General features: G+C 44.6%; 16 protein-coding genes. 5 read left to right on the top strand and 11 right to left on the bottom strand.

Annotation, left to right across the window (positions count from 1 at the left end):
- Window positions 1–17: 17 nt before the first annotated feature.
- From IL_RS03290 to IL_RS03275, 4 genes are all read right to left on the bottom strand, one after another.
- Entirely contained in the window at window positions 18–530 is a 513-nt protein-coding gene (locus IL_RS03290) for a hypothetical protein (protein WP_011233903.1), read from the bottom strand.
- Between the two features lie 20 nt (window positions 531–550).
- Window positions 551–730, bottom strand: coding sequence for a hypothetical protein (locus IL_RS03285; protein ID WP_011233902.1), 180 nt, complete (start codon window positions 728–730; stop codon window positions 551–553).
- Between the two features lie 172 nt (window positions 731–902).
- Window positions 903–2,120 (bottom strand): RelA/SpoT domain-containing protein, encoded by a 1,218-nt coding sequence (locus IL_RS03280; RefSeq protein WP_011233901.1) that lies wholly within the window; start codon window positions 2,118–2,120, stop codon window positions 903–905.
- Between the two features lie 66 nt (window positions 2,121–2,186).
- Window positions 2,187–3,299 carry a DUF3800 domain-containing protein gene (locus tag IL_RS03275; RefSeq protein ID WP_011233900.1) on the bottom strand — a complete coding sequence of 371 codons (1,113 nt, stop codon included), beginning with the start codon at window positions 3,297–3,299 and terminating at the stop codon, window positions 2,187–2,189.
- A 248-nt stretch (window positions 3,300–3,547) separates the two neighbouring features.
- On the opposite strand from IL_RS03275, the gene IL_RS03270 reads away from it, so the two are divergent.
- On the top strand, window positions 3,548–4,108 hold the full coding sequence (locus IL_RS03270) for a tyrosine-type recombinase/integrase (RefSeq protein WP_011233899.1): 561 nt from the start codon (window positions 3,548–3,550) through the stop codon (window positions 4,106–4,108).
- A gap of 11 nt (window positions 4,109–4,119) precedes the next feature.
- Here the strand turns inward: IL_RS03270 and IL_RS03265 are convergent, their stop codons facing one another.
- Genes IL_RS03265 through IL_RS03250 form a run of 4 tightly spaced genes read right to left on the bottom strand, consistent with a single transcriptional unit; the run spans window position 4,120 to window position 11,516 of the window.
- The gene (locus tag IL_RS03265; RefSeq protein WP_011233898.1) at window positions 4,120–5,019 is read right to left on the bottom strand and encodes a hypothetical protein; all 900 of its coding nucleotides are present in this window, start codon (window positions 5,017–5,019) and stop codon (window positions 4,120–4,122) included.
- 2 nt (window positions 5,020–5,021) lie between these two features.
- Entirely contained in the window at window positions 5,022–8,198 is a 3,177-nt protein-coding gene (locus IL_RS03260) for a type I restriction endonuclease subunit R (RefSeq protein ID WP_011233897.1), read from the bottom strand.
- Window positions 8,191–9,537, bottom strand: a complete 1,347-nt coding sequence (locus IL_RS03255; protein WP_011233896.1) for a restriction endonuclease subunit S — start codon at window positions 9,535–9,537, stop codon at window positions 8,191–8,193. The genes IL_RS03260 and IL_RS03255 overlap by 8 nt, the downstream gene beginning before the upstream one ends.
- Window positions 9,534–11,516: a type I restriction-modification system subunit M gene (locus IL_RS03250; RefSeq protein WP_011233895.1), complete on the bottom strand. Its 1,983-nt coding sequence runs from the start codon at window positions 11,514–11,516 to the stop codon at window positions 9,534–9,536. Before IL_RS03250 ends, IL_RS03255 begins: the two co-directional genes overlap by 4 nt.
- A gap of 239 nt (window positions 11,517–11,755) precedes the next feature.
- Between IL_RS03250 and IL_RS03245 the strand changes: the two genes are divergently transcribed.
- Window positions 11,756–12,730 (top strand): helix-turn-helix domain-containing protein, encoded by a 975-nt coding sequence (locus IL_RS03245; protein WP_011233894.1) that lies wholly within the window; start codon window positions 11,756–11,758, stop codon window positions 12,728–12,730.
- 169 nt (window positions 12,731–12,899) lie between these two features.
- Here the strand turns inward: IL_RS03245 and IL_RS03240 are convergent, their stop codons facing one another.
- A complete protein-coding gene (locus IL_RS03240) occupies window positions 12,900–13,103 on the bottom strand; it encodes a helix-turn-helix transcriptional regulator (protein ID WP_011233893.1) in 204 nt (67 codons plus the stop codon).
- Window positions 13,104–13,256: 153 nt separating this feature from the next.
- Window positions 13,257–13,463 (bottom strand): helix-turn-helix transcriptional regulator, encoded by a 207-nt coding sequence (locus IL_RS03235; RefSeq protein ID WP_011233892.1) that lies wholly within the window; start codon window positions 13,461–13,463, stop codon window positions 13,257–13,259.
- Between the two features lie 133 nt (window positions 13,464–13,596).
- Between IL_RS03235 and IL_RS03230 the strand changes: the two genes are divergently transcribed.
- Complete coding sequence (locus IL_RS03230) at window positions 13,597–14,055, top strand: JAB domain-containing protein (RefSeq protein ID WP_011233891.1); 459 nt, start codon at window positions 13,597–13,599, stop codon at window positions 14,053–14,055.
- 46 nt (window positions 14,056–14,101) lie between these two features.
- Here IL_RS03230 and IL_RS03225 read toward each other — a convergent pair whose 3' ends face one another.
- Window positions 14,102–14,674, bottom strand: a complete 573-nt coding sequence (locus tag IL_RS03225) for a phage maintenance system killer protein Doc (protein WP_011233890.1) — start codon at window positions 14,672–14,674, stop codon at window positions 14,102–14,104.
- Window positions 14,675–14,822: 148 nt separating this feature from the next.
- Here IL_RS03225 and IL_RS03220 point away from each other — a divergent pair, with 148 nt between their 5' ends.
- A complete protein-coding gene (locus IL_RS03220) occupies window positions 14,823–15,299 on the top strand; it encodes a JAB domain-containing protein (RefSeq protein ID WP_011233889.1) in 477 nt (158 codons plus the stop codon).
- 39 nt (window positions 15,300–15,338) lie between these two features.
- On the top strand, window positions 15,339–15,776 hold the full coding sequence (locus IL_RS03215) for a hypothetical protein (protein ID WP_011233888.1): 438 nt from the start codon (window positions 15,339–15,341) through the stop codon (window positions 15,774–15,776).
- Window positions 15,777–15,868: the final 92 nt, after the last annotated feature.

The raw sequence follows: 15,868 nt of genomic DNA, 5'->3' as shown, positions 1-15,868 counted from the left end.
CACTACGAGACGGTGCTCTAATCTCTAATTACAATATACATTGTTATGTCGCCGTTATGGTTAGGTGGCATCTCTATTTTTTTGAAACCATGTCTCTCATAGAGAGCAACTAGGTTATCGTCCTGCGCGCACTCTAATATTACAGCTCTTCCACCTATAAGTTCACGCGCCTCATTAATAACACCGTAAATTTCAGACAGTATTATCTCTAGGTTTATCTGATTGCCCTCTATAGCTTTGTTTTTAGCCAATTGACCGATTAGGTATGCTCTGACTCTGACTTTGTCGTCAACCTCAGCGTCGGTAACCGCACCCAATCGTTTGTTTGCTGTATTTGAAACAGCTTCAGAAGGGTAGGTTATTTCTTTAAACGTGATAGAGAAGTAACCAAGTAAATCGCCATTATCGTCATCAAGAATTAAGTACGATCTTGCTTTATCTTCACGTTCAAATCTAATTGCTGAATTAGTTAAAAATCTTTTAACGTCATGTTGCGGGGGGCAGCTAAAATCGGAGAAAAGCTGATTCAAGCTTTCCTCCGGAAACTGTTCTAACGCTGCTGTGAGCCTGAGAAGCGTTGTTTTAATAACAAAACACCTTTATTGTCGTCGTTGGCATAATCTCTTTTAGCCACTTTTACAGAACGAGGTGATTGTAGGTCTTCATTTAGGCGAACAGCTGATTTTGAGTCTTGAATATCAAAACTTCTATCAAATGATGCTGTTGACATATGACCTCCTCAATATGGTCTATCGCACACCTGAGTATAACAAAATTAACCTTTGCAGAGGTCCGACCAGTTCAGGACTGAATAGACTTGCTCTTCAAATATAATGTCGAATCTTCTGCGAACCTTTTGCGTTCGGAGTCTAGTAGATAAAGCATCGAATGCCAACCTTCTATTAGTCGTTATTGTTTGTTTTACCGTCATCACTATCTTTACTCTGCGAAACTTCAGGGGCACTTATAATCAGGTTATCAGAGGGCAAGGCGCCAGATATAACACTATTAATAAAAGATTGGTGATTATCTGCCAGTTGATTTAAGCCATCGGGCAAAGGGGTGTTTGTCACTGTTTCGTGTATGTAATGATTCGCAGACATCACTGATGCTAAGTCCATTTCGCCTAATGGCTCAGCTCCTAGTTTTACCGCTGAAGCGGCTGCTTGTATTTGATCAGGACTCAGTATATCGACACCGGCATGTGCATTTAATATATTACTTGTAGTTAGCAGTGGGATCGATGACTCCCTCAATTCTCGTATTTCTCGTTGAAGGTTGGCGACGCTATTACTTTTATCTTGTTTCTCTTGCTGTTCTTTGCTTAGCTTTTCAGCTAGCTCTTCAATCTTAGCCAAATGCTCCTGTTTTTTCTGTTCAGCTTCGTTAAACTTTGATTCATTTACGGATATTTGTTTTGCTAAGTCACGTACAAAGCCCCCCATCTCGTCAGCGCTGCCTGAAAGTCGATTGAATATAGTCAAAAAATAGGCTACGAGCTCATTATCTGAAAAGTTAGGATACCGTATTTTGTGATCTATTTCGCTCCAGCCCTCCTCGAAAATCGTTCTAACTTGTATCTCTGATAATATTTGGTTGTTTGTTGGCGCCGTTGCGATAATGTAATGAATGGAACGATAGCCATGTTCATGGACCTCGACCTTTATTCCATTCTTGCTATAATTTTCGTTTGATGAGTCTTGATCTCCTTTGCGGGTATAAGCTATTACCTGCTCCTGTGGCTTCCACTTATCGGTAATAAACTGGTGAATTCCTCTCCAGTCACTTTTAAAAAGGTGCAGTACTCTTACACCAACTAAATCAGTGATTAACTCCTTATAGTTATCTACATTGATCTTTTCGTATTTCTCAGATCCTTGAGCTCTTTTCCTAACTATTTTTTCCAGTACATGAGATGGCTCTTTTACTCGCCAACGAACTGAATGAACTTGCTCGCAGGGTTGTAATGTTTCCGCTAGAAATTTGGCTGCCCGATGTAATTCACCTTTGTAAGCTTTGTAATCCTTTTCTATGTCAAGCAAAAGCTCTTTATCCAGTCTGGACTTATCCCAATCCTCTTGGGAAATGTTATTTGCACTAAGAAATTGGTTCAAATCCAAAATTATTCTCCTAGAAGGTGCTTCTTATTGATTGATTCGGGTTTGTGTTTGCTCCGATGGCTTAGCTTAGTTGCCAAGGTTAAATCTAATAGTTATATCTGAGGAACTTGATAGTTTTGACAAGTTAAGTTGCAGACTGTCAATCAAATAATTTGCAATTTTATCTTTTTCCGTTTCAGCGTCTGGATTATTCAGGCGTCTCCCAATTGAGGAGGCAATTAAGTCAGCAATTTGTATGAATATACTCCGCTGAGAGGGAACGGTAGTTATGTCAGCTAAACCTACAGAATTCATCGCGGACTCGGCTAACTTAGTTTCAACTTTGTGCTTTAGTTCTTCCAAGGATACAGGATCAAGAGAGCTTTCATCATCTAATGTGACTTTAACCAAAGAGCTCCCTGAGATTCTTTTTGATTCTACTTCGTGAACCACTCCTCGGTGAAGTATAATTTCATGAAGTTTATTAAGTGTTTCCGCCTGGCTTCGTTTCAGCTCTGAGTTCTTTGCTGTTAGAGACTTAAAGCTTAAATAACTTGAGTTGGCACTGATTAAATCTACTAAGCTTTTAAACCTATTAAAATCACCATTCTTGATTCTTTTGAAGTGAATCTCTTTACCTTGGAGCCCATTATCAACTTTCCACTGCTCAATCTTTTGTGTCAGAAAAACTAACTGTTTTGCTTCCAATACCCAAATTGAACCAACAACAAAGAAATCCTGTGTCTTACCGCTTTCGTCAGAAAACACATGCGTTTGTTTTATTGTCGCGGCTTGATCATTAATGGTGCTTTCAACCATTTCGCGTTCATTTTTCTTCCGGTGACGTCGTATCTCGTCTTTGGCCATAAAGAGCTTATATTCGTTCTGAATTTTAGCCCTTGCTCTTGTGATATCCACTTGCCTTTCGAGTTTAAACAAGTCCTTTTTGCCAATATGCTCGCCATCGAAAACATCATGCTGGTATGTTTCCCAATACCTAAGAGCTAATGTGATATCACTATTTCTGCTCTCTGGAAAAATGTTGAGAATGTGAGCAACTCTTGTTGTTAACTGTTTAAAGTTGCCAGCATTGAGGTTCTCCAATAACTTGGCTTTACTTCTTGCTATTCTGGCCGCTTTTTCAATATCGATATCTTGGTTTTCATCTTCGCTTTCAACTTGTGCTTCTGAGTTTGACATTCTGCTTATTCCTTTAACCATTGATGTCTAATTACTGGCTGATTAACGAATTAAATAGTTGTGTGTTTCAAGCCTCGATTTTTCAGGTATACATCATTGTGCCGGGACAAGCACTTGCAAGTCCGTTGTTCTAGGTTCCCAAAATAACGAAATGGGAACAAGCAAACCCACTGAAAACGGGTTATTTACCCCTTTATACCCCTTTAAGTACTCAAAATCACGTTTTACAGAAAAAAAGGAACTAGATTATGGCCGAAGTACAAGCGGTTAAGAATCTGGATACCGTAAAGCTAATTAGCTACCTTCTTAAACGAACTTACGGGCAGCAAATTGCTGACGTATGGGATGTTGGCTTGAACCTGGCGTTGCGGATCTCAGATTTACTATCCATCAAGTTTGAAAATATCGAGCACGACCGGCTGTTGCTGGTCGAAGGCAAAACGTCGAAGCTAGCGACAATTAAACTCAATGAAAAGGCGAGGGCGGTCATCGCTCGTATTCGCTCTGAACGTCCTGACCACATTTATCTCTTTCAGTCTTATCGAAACCAACGGTCTAAAAATACACCGGCAAAACCATTAAGTCGTCGTTATGTATCGCGTGCATTTGCGGCAATAGGCGAGGAGGTTGGTATTGACTTGGGAACGCATTCGATGCGAAAAACCAGGGGCTACCATCTTTACAAAAACACCAACGATATTGCCCGGGTCATGAAGATGCTGCGCCACAGCTCTGAGGCTGTGACGTTGCGTTACATCGGAATTACTCAAGAAGATGTGGATAGGGACTTTGTGGAGCTGGAGCTTTAGGAGTCCCATCATTATTCGTCTATCGAGTTAACGATAAAGTTAACAGTATCGTGGGAGAGAAAAGCTTTGCTTTTCTCCCTTGTATCATCAACCTCAGCAATTCCCGCCATAGACATTTTTTCAATGTCGGCTTTCACGGCATGTACAGATGTTCTCTGATTGCTTGGAGCCGTTATATCAGTTATTACCCATCCGTGAGGATGCTCTTTGGCTAACAGCTCAATAATAGCTTCATAACGTTGTAACTCTTTCTTATGAATCTGATTATCTACATTTAGCAGAAGCTGTTGAGCTAGATATTTTTTTAGTCTGTGTGACCCATCAGTAGACTTTATTATTTGGATAAGTTCAGAGCTTGTTACTTCATCAGGATCTGCTTGTTCAGTACGCTCAGATTCCATTTCCGAACCATTACTTTTTGCATCATGACTTTTTAAAGCATCTACTTTTTTAAGAAGGCCTTTTAATTCGGATATTTCCCTCTTGTAGCTATCAACCGCTGCTTGATGCTCCTGTGTCCTTTCTTCTAAAAGGGCTAAATGTTGTTCTTGCTCTTCTTTTGTTAGTCGAGTTGAGTTTTTAAGGACAAAGCCGCTGAATTGAGACGACCAATTATCGCTTAAAGACCATACCGTATTAGCTATGTTCTTTAAAAGTGGGAAAACTAGGCAGAAACCGGTGGCCCATATAAGAGGGAATATGAGTCCGCTATCGATGCTGTACATCGTTGTCTTGATGAAAGTGATTTTATGATCAACTGAATCATTGGACATTAAAAAGTAGTAAATAATGTGCCAATTAAATGCTAACCAGAAAGCCGCAAATGCACTACCAAGCGGACTACTGAGTCTTTCTTTTATTGGGTTAATGATCTGTTCAAAGAAACCAGTAACCGAGCTTCCTATCGACATAGTTATATTCCTTTAGGCTCGGTGGTAGAGGAACTAACCAACATCTTCAATATCAACCTCGCAAAGCCATCCCGCACAGCAGGATTTTCGAGCACTTCCATCGACAGCTTTTCGTGATCATCCATCGAATCAACAACTCGGTCTAATAGACGCTGTGGCAGTAGGCCATGCATGACTTCGTTTTCTGAGTGCTTGTTGACCTGAGCCATGATTTCATCGTCTTCACGTAAGCGTCCGGCTATACCTTCGGCGTAACGAAGTTTGTGCTCGTCACCAACTTCTGCACCAAATAGGTCGTTCAAGGCATCGATGATCTCCTGCAGCTTTTTCTTTTCAGGATCGTGTGGTTTGCCACTGCCAACGGCTTTAACTGAGCTTAGGTAGCCACCGTCTTCTTCACCCAGCTTCAATTCCTTTTCAGCTTTCTTGGTTGTGCGGTAATGCGTCAGTGTCATTCCGGATATATCGACATCATCTTCATCGTCCAAGCGTTCGACCCGAAGTAGCGGGAGTAGACTCTTGGCATAAACGCACAGCGACTCGAGCTCATGGTCGTTGTACGGCGTTATCTGCGACAAGAACTCGTACATCCGCACGTAACTGTTCAGATTCTTTTTGAACAGGTCGAGTTGGTCGACCATTTCACCGGCGGCTTTAACCGAGTCCTCGGCTTTATTAATGCTAACCTTATCACCTGAAACCCGAGCCTGGTTCAGCATATCTTTAGCTTGCTTTAGCGTATCAACGGCAAGGTTATACCGTGCCATGAAGCGCTCTTTGGCGGGTTTACAGTAATAACCTAGTTTCGAGGCAGGCGCATTCGGGTCATAGAACGCCTCGGCAAATTTCTCCACTTCCGACCATTCATAAATATGCTCTTCATCGAGCTTGCTCATAATGTCGAACAGAATGTGCGGGTCGGTCACTGAATCAAGCTCTGCGGTCGTGTAATAGGGCTTGAATGACTCCAGTATGTCTTCTTCGCTGTTAAAGAAGTCGAGCACGAAGGTCTGGTCTTTACCCGGAAAGGTACGGTTTAAACGCGACAGCGTTTGCACACATTCAACGCCTTGTAGCTTCTTATCAACGTACATCGCGCACAGTTTAGGTTGGTCAAAACCGGTCTGGTACTTATTGGCCACAATCATCACGTTAAAGTCGTCGGAGTCGAGCGCTTTATCGTGCTTGCGGCCATTTAAGCCTGGGTTTAATTTTTTGTCGTACTCGGTCACGCTCTCGGTAATGTAATCATCCGCCGGAACCTCACCGGAGAAAGCCACCAGAGCATGCACGTCCTGGTAGCCTTTCTCGATAATGTAACTGGTCATCGCTAGCTGATAACGTACTGCTTCCTGTCGGCTGCCGGTGACGACCATGGCTTTGGCCTGGCCGTTTAGCAAATGACGGACGTTTTCCCGAAAATGCTCGACGATGATTTCAACGCGCTGGTTGATGTTGTAAGGATGCAACCGAACCCACTTAGCCAGCTTAATGCGTGCCTTTTTACTGTCGACTTCTTTGTCCTCACCCTCGGGGTGAGCAATCTTCCAGGCTGTGGCGTAGGTGGTGTAGTTTTTTAGGACATCAAGGATAAAGCCTTCTTCAATGGCCTGACGCATAGAATACACATGAAACGCTTTGGGCTTGTTGTCGTCGCTAATGGGCGAATGTGGGTCATCCGGACGACCGAACAGTTCAAGAGTTTTACCTTTTGGTGTCGCGGTAAATGCGTAGTAGCTGATACGCTCGTTTGGCATCCGCGCCTGAACGGCGGCGTCTAACAGCTCTTCAGCGCTGATATCATCGCCTTCAGGACGGTCAGAGCCTAGCAGTGCTTTTAGCTTACTGGCAGATGCACCGGTTTGTGACGAATGGGCTTCGTCCGCAATGATCGCGTAATTACCGGCTTGCAGAGCAGGGTACTTATCAATGGCATCGTACAACGCTGGGAAGGTCTGGATGGTCACGACAATAATGCGAACCTGCTCCTGCAACGCTTCTGCTAGCTGTTCAGACTTACTTTTATTGCCGACATCGCGGGTAATGGCCCGCACCACACCGTCGGCGTGCTCAAATTGCCGAATGGTGTTTTGTAACTGCGAATCGAGTACCGTGCGGTCGGTGACCACCACAATGGAGTTAAACAGCTTAGAGCCGTCGTCAGCGTAGAGCGATGATAGCTGGTGAGCTGTCCAGGCAATTGAATTGGATTTGCCCGAGCCTGCACTATGCTGAATAAGATACTTACTGCCGGGGCCTTCACGGCGTGTGGTATCGATAAGCTGATTCACTACGTCCCACTGATGGTAGCGGGGGAATATCAGCGTTTCTTTTTTCTGTGTGCGCCCGTCGAAGTTTTCTTTTTCTTCAACTTCCAGGTGCATAAAGCGGCCGATGACTTTTAGCCAGGCGTCTTTATTCAACAGCCGTTCCCACAGGTAACTGGTGGCGTAGCTATTTTCAGATGTCGATTGCGGGTTACCGGCAGCGCCGTCTTCTTTTCCTAAGTTAAATGGTAAAAAGAAAGTTTCCTTACCGGCTAACTTGGTGGTCATAGCCACTTCGTCCTGACTGACCGCAAAATGCACCAGTGCACCGCGCTTGAACGTTAATAACGGCTCTGGCTTGCGGGTCACAGGGTCTTTAACTGGACGGTCGAATTTATACTGGCGCTTGGCGTGTTCAACGGTCTGCTTAAACTCGCTTTTTAGCTCCATGGTGGCGGTTGGAATGCCGTTGACAAAAAATACCAGGTCGATGCGTGGGTTATAGTCGCCTTCGTGGGCATGGGGCGAGTAGGAGACTTCCTCAACCACTCGCAAGCGATTGGCCTGATAGCGGCGCTCAGTATCGGGGTTCATGCCATGGTCGGGGCGAAAGGCGCAGACTTTAATCGTGCCGCCAATGGCTTTAAAGCCGTGACGCAACACGTGAAGTGCGCCGTCGCGGGTCATGCCTTTAACGGCGGCGTGAACTAAAAGTTTTTCCGGGTCACCGGGGTTAGACTTACAAAAGCGCTCCCAACGGTCAGGATAGGCGTCTTTCACGAAATCGATTAAGTCTTCGGTATACACCGCGTTGGCTTTATCATAATTAGCTGCGGAGCCAATTAACCAGCCGTCTTTTTCCAGGCTGTTAAGTATGTCCGTCTGAAACTGACGCTCTTTGGTGTCAGCCATAATGCCTCTCCGTTTGCACTGACGCGTTTGAATCCACTGTATCGGAACCTGCAGGCGGTTGCCAGTCGCGCACATCAATTTTGCCGGTAACGGCAGCTGAGATTAGCGCTGAACGGCGTTCTTCAAGCAGTTTTACTAGAGATGATGCGTTAATAACCGAAGGCATTATTTTGTTAAACTGTAGGTTGGCTAAGTAGTCAGAAACTTTTACTTGCTCTTCGATTGGTGGCACAGCAATCTGCAGACTTTTTATCAACTCAGGATTGGCTCTTGGCATCTTACTACCGTAGCTTGATTGATCCACTTGTCTAATAAATTCCTGTGAAATCAATCTAAAGAATAAGAATTCTGGGCTTATATCTTTATTTGCTCTGAAAACAAGAATATCACCTAGAGCAGAGCCATGCTCTCTAGCTAGATAGACTTTTGCCAGGTAAGGTCTAAGCTTTCCGAATAAAATATCCAGTGGTTCAAATAAAACACCCTCTTGATCAAAGTTAGACTCAGTTTTGATAAAAGCACCGGTTCCATTCTCGATATTTTCGAGACTAATCGCGTTTGTATTGTCTTTACCTTTATCACTTAGCATGCGAGAACAGAACTTTAGCTTTTTAATTTCCCAGTGCTCAGGAACTTCTCCAAGCCACTCAATACCAGAGTCTTTCATCGGTGCGTCTGGGTTAAGCCCTTTGGTAACTGCATGACTGATAACCGCCTGACGCTTTTCTTTAAGCAACTCAATCAACCGCTTTTGCTCGTCAATCAGTGCATCAATTTTTGCCGTTTCGTAGTCGAGGAACTGGGCTATTTTTTGTTGTTCTGCCTCTAATTCTGGCAGCGGAGCCGGAAAGTTCAGTAGTTGGGAGTCAGATATGTTGGCCTGTGCCCCCCCAAACGCTTCGAGTTCGATGTATTTTTTATAGATTTCGCTATTTAACGTGTGCCAAAGGTATCCTCTATCAATACTTGCTGGAATGAACCGACACACACGTTGATTTAAATAACTAGGTTTGTCGCTATTGTAATATCCAACCTTACCAATGGTGGCACCTGTCATTGCCATGATGATATCGCCTTTATTTACGCTTGGGCGTTTTGGCTTTGATTTTAGGAGCAGGTCATCGACACGCTTAATTTCAGATAAGTTAATTTCTCTATTTTTTATATCTGTAATCCTAATAACTGGAGTACCGGTTTCGCCAAAAACCTCTGAAGGAAATGCAAACCCCGTCTCAATGTTGCAAACTAACTTTAACTTAATGAGTTTCCAACGTTCTGGAAGTAACTCTTTTAGGTCTCGAACTGTTCGAGTTTCTGATTCATGAATAGGTTTATTCACGCCGACAGCTCCTCAATCATCTGCTTGATCTTGTCGGTGCATTGCTTGAGGTCTGCGTCGATCTCCTCGAGTGGGCGAGGGGGCTCGAACACATAAAAGTGACGGTTGAACGGAATTTCAAAGCCCACGATACCGATTTCGCCGTCTTGCTCGTCGCGCTTGCTCTCGTCTATCCAGGCGTCAGGTACGTGCGGTTTGACGTCACGCTCAAAGTATTCGTATATGTCGTCTGTCAGCGGTACGTTCTCGTAGTCGCGTAAGCCGGAATCAGCTTCTGGATTACCTTTTTTGTCGGCACAGACATCAGCGTCGCTGTCGCGCTCGCTCAAGGCATTGAGCACAGCTTTTAGTTGTGCGGCGGTTAGATTTAAGTCGCTTACTTTTAGTTGGGCGTTTAGTGTTCTAGTAAAGTCATCACGATTAATGAACAGGGTATCAGCGTCAATTTGCTGAATGGCCTGTTTCAGTTGGCTAAAGTCTTCGGCTTTAAGCTTTTGCAATGCCTTTTCGTCATCTAACCGAGCGACACGTTCTTCACTAGCCTGGAAGTTAAGCCGTAACGGTCGTTCGATGGTGACACGGCGGTAACCAAAGGCTTCGTTAGGGAAGACTTTACTGTTTTTGGTTTCCTCCACGGCACCGTATAAACGCACCAACTCGTTGATGTTTTCTTCGGTTAGGTATTTGCGCTTGCTGCCGAGTGATTTACGCATTTTGGCAAAGGCGTCACTGCCGTCAATCAACTGTAGCTTGCCTTTACGCTCCGGCTTTTTCGCATTGGATAAGATCCAGATATAGGTACTGATGCCGGTGTTAAAGAACATATCCGAGGGAAGGGCAACGATGGCTTCGACCAAATCATTTTGCAGCAGGTAACGACGGATTTCCGATTCACCACTGCCTGCAGAGCCGGTAAACAACGGACTGCCGTTTAAGATAATACCGATACGCGAGCCACCATTACGTGTGTCCCGCATTTTGCTGACCAGATGCAACAAAAAAAGCAGTGAACCGTCAGAAACACGGGGTAATCCTGGACCAAAGCGACCATCGAAGCCTTTTACTTTGTGCTCGTCGTTAACGACACGTTGTGAGGCTTTCCAGTCGACGCCAAATGGTGGGTTTGCCAGCATGTATTTAAATTTTTCATGCGCCAGCTGATCGTTCGACAGCGTGTTACCCAGCTTTATATTGTCGACTTCCTGGCTTTTGATCATCATGTCTGCTTTGCAGATGGCATAGGACTCTGAATTGAGCTCCTGGCCAAACAGCTTAACGGTAACCTTTTCACTGATGGACTGAATATACTCTTCAGATTCTGACAGGAAGCCACCGGTGCCTGCCGTTGGATCATAAATGGTAATGATGCTGTTAGGTGAAAGCACTTCTTCCTGGCCAGTCATCAATAACGAGGTTGCTGCATGCACACAGTCACGTGGGGTAAAGTGCTCACCGGCGGTCTCGTTTGAGCTTTCAGCAAACTTGCGGATGAGCTCTTCAAAGATAAGGCCCATGCCGTAGTTAGAGATATTGTCGGTTGATAAGTCTATCTTAGAGCCGAATTGCTGAGTGATCTGATACAGAAGGTCAGCTTCAGCCAGTTTCAGCACAAACTCTTCAAAGTTAAAGTGCTCGAATATCTCACGGGCAGAGCTGCTAAATGACTGTACGTAAGAGATTAAGTCTTCCGCTGTTTGAGTATCTGACAAGGTTGCCAGAGTCAAAGACGAAGCGTTGTAGAAGTCGTTCTGTGACTCGCGTAGCAATAACTGCTCACGCACTGCGTCGGGTTTGTTCTGGTGCTGTTTTGCGGCTTCTAGTACCTTTTGTTTATTCGGCGCTAAAACGCACTCTAAGCGACGTAAAAGGGTAAAGGGCAATATCACCCGTCCGTACTGAGATTGTTTGAAATGCCCACGCAGCAGGTCTGCCACCGACCAGATAAAGGAAGCGGTTTGAGAGTAGTTTTCGGTATTCACTGCACACCCTGTTGATTATTATATCGTCCTTAAGTTGTGGTCATTATGCCACGGATAAATCCGATGTCACTGCCAGTAGGTTAATCGATTGGTGCGGCAGTTTTTGGCCGCAACAAATATAGTATCTTGGCTACCTCGTTAACTACTGTCAGTTCACTGTCACCTTTAAGTGCTTTCTATCGTTAATGCCATCGAATAAGCTGACCTTCGCTTAATAAAACAAACTAAAGGATTAGAAAATGAAGTTGGCAGATAACAAGTCATACGACATAAGCAAGGCACTGAATGCAAGGTTAAAAGGGCAATACCACTCGGCGATATGTTACGAAGGGAGTTTTAGTGAACGAACTTTGATCCGTGCTAAGCAGGGTGAACCAGTGAGAGCTAAAAGTGTAAAAGCTATAGCTAAAGCGTTGGATTGCGAACCCGAAGACTTGCTGAATCAAAATGATGTTTGCTGGTTAAGTACTCGAAATGCAAGCCTAACAAATCCTGCAGCAATAAACATTCATGCGTCTCTCTCTGAGTTTATAGACGGCGTTATCGCCGCAGCCGGGATACTGAGTTACAAACTTGATCAAAGTGATTTGGAGATTTCGATAGATTTTAAAGCGACGTCACTCAGTCTCGAACTGTGTCAACTAGAGAGTGGCATCAAAAACTACTGGAGCGTTAAAGCCGGATACCCCGATGATACCGGAATTACTTACATTGAATCGAATGATTCCGCAGAGCTTCAACTTGAGTTAGCAGTCGAGCGCTTACGCATGAGTGTTACGGATAACGTAACTATTAACGGTATAAAACAGTTTAGCTACTGCCATAAACCAGGTTGGCTGGTTGTGTTCCATAAGTTTAAGCCTAACGACTTTGAAAGCTATGTCGGCGAACAACACTTTCTTAATGCTGAAGATTTTCAAGCAACTTTGAATGAGTGGTTGCAGGGTAACAATATAACGGACGTGAATGGCGAAGAAGGGGGAGTTGCCATCTCAGTAGACAAAAAAGAACTAGGCTGGAATGTGGCCCTTTTTAATCGCGCAAACTTTGGCCCTGGTGGTGGCGTCGTTGAAGCTGCAGTACCCCCTAATTTCGCTAAAAAATTGACGACGGAAATACGTAGTAAAGATAAATCGATAAGCTGTATATCGAACCCAGAGTGCGGATCAAAACTAAAATTTGGTCCGTGTAAACAGTCAGTTTCAACTTATTAGCTGGCTAACTAAATAACTTAAAAGGAGATTATGATGGGACTTAAAAATGGACCGAGCAAAACTGGTGGGCCTAGCGGTAAAGGTCGTAGTAACAACCCACCATCAAAAAAATAATGGCGTGTCTTCGTGCTAAATAAAGAAGAAGCCGATTAGGCTTCTTCTTTTGTTTTTAATCAGCCTCTATATCACTTTCCGCATCACGCTCAGCAATGCACTGCATAATCCAGTCATCAATTTCATCTGCTACCCATGCCACGGCTCGGCCACCTAAAGATACCGGTTTTGGGAATTGTCCTTTGGCCATGTACTTGTAAATAGTAGGGCGGGCTAGGCTGGTTACGTGCATGACTTCTTTGACTTTCATTAATTTCATAGTGCTTCTCCTCTTAGTGTCAGAGGATGATGTAGGGCTGTAATTTTTTAGATTAGATGTAAGCCTGCAACGCTCTCTACAAGCCTTTTTGAGTGCGAATGTTAGCGAGGGAAAAAATAAAGGCGGCTTGAAAGCCGCCGTTTAGAAGATAAATTAGCAGTTAACTGCGGATATGGTATCGCTACGTTGTTCGGCTATGCGCTCTAACATCCACTCATCGACTTCTGAATCTACCCAGGCTACTTTTTTTCCTAAAACTCGAACCGGCTTAGGGAAGGTGCCTTCGTTGACCATTTTATAGATTGACGTTCTACCAAGCCCTATGCGCTCTCTCACTTCGTTTATTCTTAAAAATCTCATGATGATTTCCTCTGTTCGGTTTGTTTCAAAGGATTAGTGCGAGCTGTAACGAATAATTATAAACAACCAACCCTGAGAATTTGAGACCTATATTACCGCTGTGCATCGATACATTAATACTTAAGGAATCCATATGCACAAGCAAATCACAAGTGATAAAAGCGCTGAGTTCAACTCAGAGCGAGAGTTGTTGGACAAAGCGTATCTCCTAATCCAGTCACGATTTAAACAGGGAGAGGGCTTTACCGAGCCTTCAATGGTTAAAGAGTTCGTCCAGGGGAGCTATCAGCAGTGCTCAACAGAAGTCGCGGGTTTACTGCTACTAGATAGCCAACACCGGCTAATTGACAATGTTGAGTTTGAAGAGGGCGAAGAACTGGCAGCTTCAATGGTGTACCGCGAAGTTCTCAAGGTTAATGCAGCGGCAGTTATTGTCAGTTACTTCTCACCTTCTAAAGAGCTGAATCATTCTGACAAAGAACATGAGTTATCAACGCTAAAGTCGGCCCTGAACCTGATTGACGTGTCACTATTGGACTGCATGCTAGTAACTGATGAGGTCGTCTCGCTTGCTGAGCGGGGGCTATTATGATTGGGCGGCTGTACTGCTAGGGTACAGCCGTTTTGCATCCTGAGTTTTATAAATCAGCTAATCTGACCCAACGCTTTCTGCGGCCACTTAACCTAGGTTTCTTTATTTTTTGGCAAGCCCCGTAGTCTCCGTTTACGTCATAAGCCATTTTTATAGCGGAAGTAAGCGACACAGCCATGTCTTCATCGAGAGCTATATCAGCAATGTCCATAGGCACATGAGGCCGTTGAAGATGGAGAGACTCAACATAGCTTTCAGCTCCGGCATAAGCACCGGAAAGGCAGATAGCCATAGTTTCAGGGTCTGCATGTCGCTCGACGAAATTGTAAAGATACTGCTGTGTACAGACAAAACCGTGACCGTATAGCCGAAGGAATAGCAGGGCGCAGACCAAAGCAGTATCACCGCTTTGTCTACCAAAAGCGTTTGAGCGAATGAGCTGGTACGCGTAAACACCTGCCGCTTCAAAAGCTCCATATGTCGGATTATTCCAAATTTCGTTGGACGCTTGTTTTACTGCAGACTCCAACGCATCCCTTTTAATGTAGTAAGGGTCGTCGTGAAAGTGATTGTGAATGAGTTCGATATGCTTTGCGTCAAAGGTAAAAGGATTATACATGATGACTCCAAGTTTCAGATGTGTTGATTGATCGTGCTTGTTCTCAAAGCATCGGTCGGAGCCGTAATGTTTTATTGCGATAGTTAAGAGCCCATCAGATTTCAGACCTATATCACTGCTGTGCATTTACCAAATTAGGAGGTTAACAATGCACACACTTGATAAAGGCTGTTACTCATCAGCCAACAATGAAGCTGAGCGAGACGTTTTTCATCGCGCCAGCCAGATCCTGGAAGAGCGCCATTTACGAGGACAAGAGCCTTACAACCCGAACGTCATTAAGGATTTCCTGACGTATAAGCTGGCGCACTACGAGCGTGAGGTATTCAGCATCATCTTCCTGGATGAAAAGGGCCACTTCATTGAATACAGGGAGCTGTTCTACGGCACCATTAATGCGGCCAGTGTTTATCCCCGCGAAGTGGTGCGAGCTGCCCTCGAAACTAAAGCATCTTCACTCGTACTGTCACATAACCACCCCTCGGGAGAGGCTGAACCTTCCAATGCGGATATCCGTCTTACTGAGCGCTTGCAAAAGGCCCTGGCTGTTATCGACGTTGAGGTGAAAGACCACATCGTTGTCGGCAAAGAGTGCGTGTCATTCTCTGAGCGCGGTCTTCTTTAGCGCTAATTCACTTGTAACCAAATACTGGAGTAAACCTTTATGGCGGCAATATTTAAGACACCGGCATCGAGAAAGTGGGTAGTGCTGGGAATTAAGGCAGCAATAACAGCACTGGCACTTTTACCGCAACTGCGAGAGCGCCAGCAAAACACTGGATGCTTAAGGTCAGAGTCAGACTTTCCTAACGCTATGTCAGCAAGCCCACTTGGCCTGCTCTTGCTTGATGAGCGGGGTTATGTCATCACGTCCTACCAAATCCGTCATCACATCACTGATGACTCTGCGATTGATAGTGAAGGCATTAAACGGGCAGCGTCCACAGCGAAAGCGTACGGAGCTGTTTTAACGTTCGATAAAGGTGTGTATGCCAATGGTCTGTCGATCGAACCTGACGTTGTTGAGAGCGTTAGAGCGGCTTTGGAAGAGGTTGGTGTACGGCTGTTTAACCAAAGCTTTTCGTCTAGAACTGCACAATAACCGTCTGATGAAGCTTGGAGGCGGAAAGCACTCTTCGCCTCTTTATTAGTTTGGGTATACGGATTTAATGGTTGATGGGGCACCTTCACCCC

This window comes from Idiomarina loihiensis L2TR, from assembly GCF_000008465.1.
Taxonomy (GTDB): Bacteria; Pseudomonadota; Gammaproteobacteria; order Enterobacterales; family Alteromonadaceae; genus Idiomarina; species Idiomarina loihiensis.
The sequence above is the reverse complement of the archived record's forward strand: the minus strand, read 5'-3'. Positions and strand labels throughout refer to the sequence as shown.

Excerpts from the sequence above, each read along its gene's own strand:
- IL_RS03285 (WP_011233902.1), bottom strand. The coding sequence starts at position 730 with ATGTCAACAGCATCATTTGATAGAAGTTTTGATATTCAAGACTCAAAA.
- IL_RS03225 (WP_011233890.1), bottom strand. The coding sequence starts at position 14,674 with ATGTATAATCCTTTTACCTTTGACGCAAAGCATATCGAACTCATTCAC.
- IL_RS03220 (WP_011233889.1), top strand. The coding sequence starts at position 14,823 with ATGCACACACTTGATAAAGGCTGTTACTCATCAGCCAACAATGAAGCT.
- IL_RS03215 (WP_011233888.1), top strand. The coding sequence starts at position 15,339 with ATGGCGGCAATATTTAAGACACCGGCATCGAGAAAGTGGGTAGTGCTG.
- IL_RS03240 (WP_011233893.1), bottom strand. The coding sequence starts at position 13,103 with ATGAAATTAATGAAAGTCAAAGAAGTCATGCACGTAACCAGCCTAGCC.
- IL_RS03230 (WP_011233891.1), top strand. The coding sequence starts at position 13,597 with ATGCACAAGCAAATCACAAGTGATAAAAGCGCTGAGTTCAACTCAGAG.
- IL_RS03275 (WP_011233900.1), bottom strand. The coding sequence starts at position 3,299 with ATGTCAAACTCAGAAGCACAAGTTGAAAGCGAAGATGAAAACCAAGAT.
- IL_RS03270 (WP_011233899.1), top strand. The coding sequence starts at position 3,548 with ATGGCCGAAGTACAAGCGGTTAAGAATCTGGATACCGTAAAGCTAATT.
- IL_RS03235 (WP_011233892.1), bottom strand. The coding sequence starts at position 13,463 with ATGAGATTTTTAAGAATAAACGAAGTGAGAGAGCGCATAGGGCTTGGT.
- IL_RS03260 (WP_011233897.1), bottom strand. The coding sequence starts at position 8,198 with ATGGCTGACACCAAAGAGCGTCAGTTTCAGACGGACATACTTAACAGC.
- IL_RS03245 (WP_011233894.1), top strand. The coding sequence starts at position 11,756 with ATGAAGTTGGCAGATAACAAGTCATACGACATAAGCAAGGCACTGAAT.
- IL_RS03265 (WP_011233898.1), bottom strand. The coding sequence starts at position 5,019 with ATGTCGATAGGAAGCTCGGTTACTGGTTTCTTTGAACAGATCATTAAC.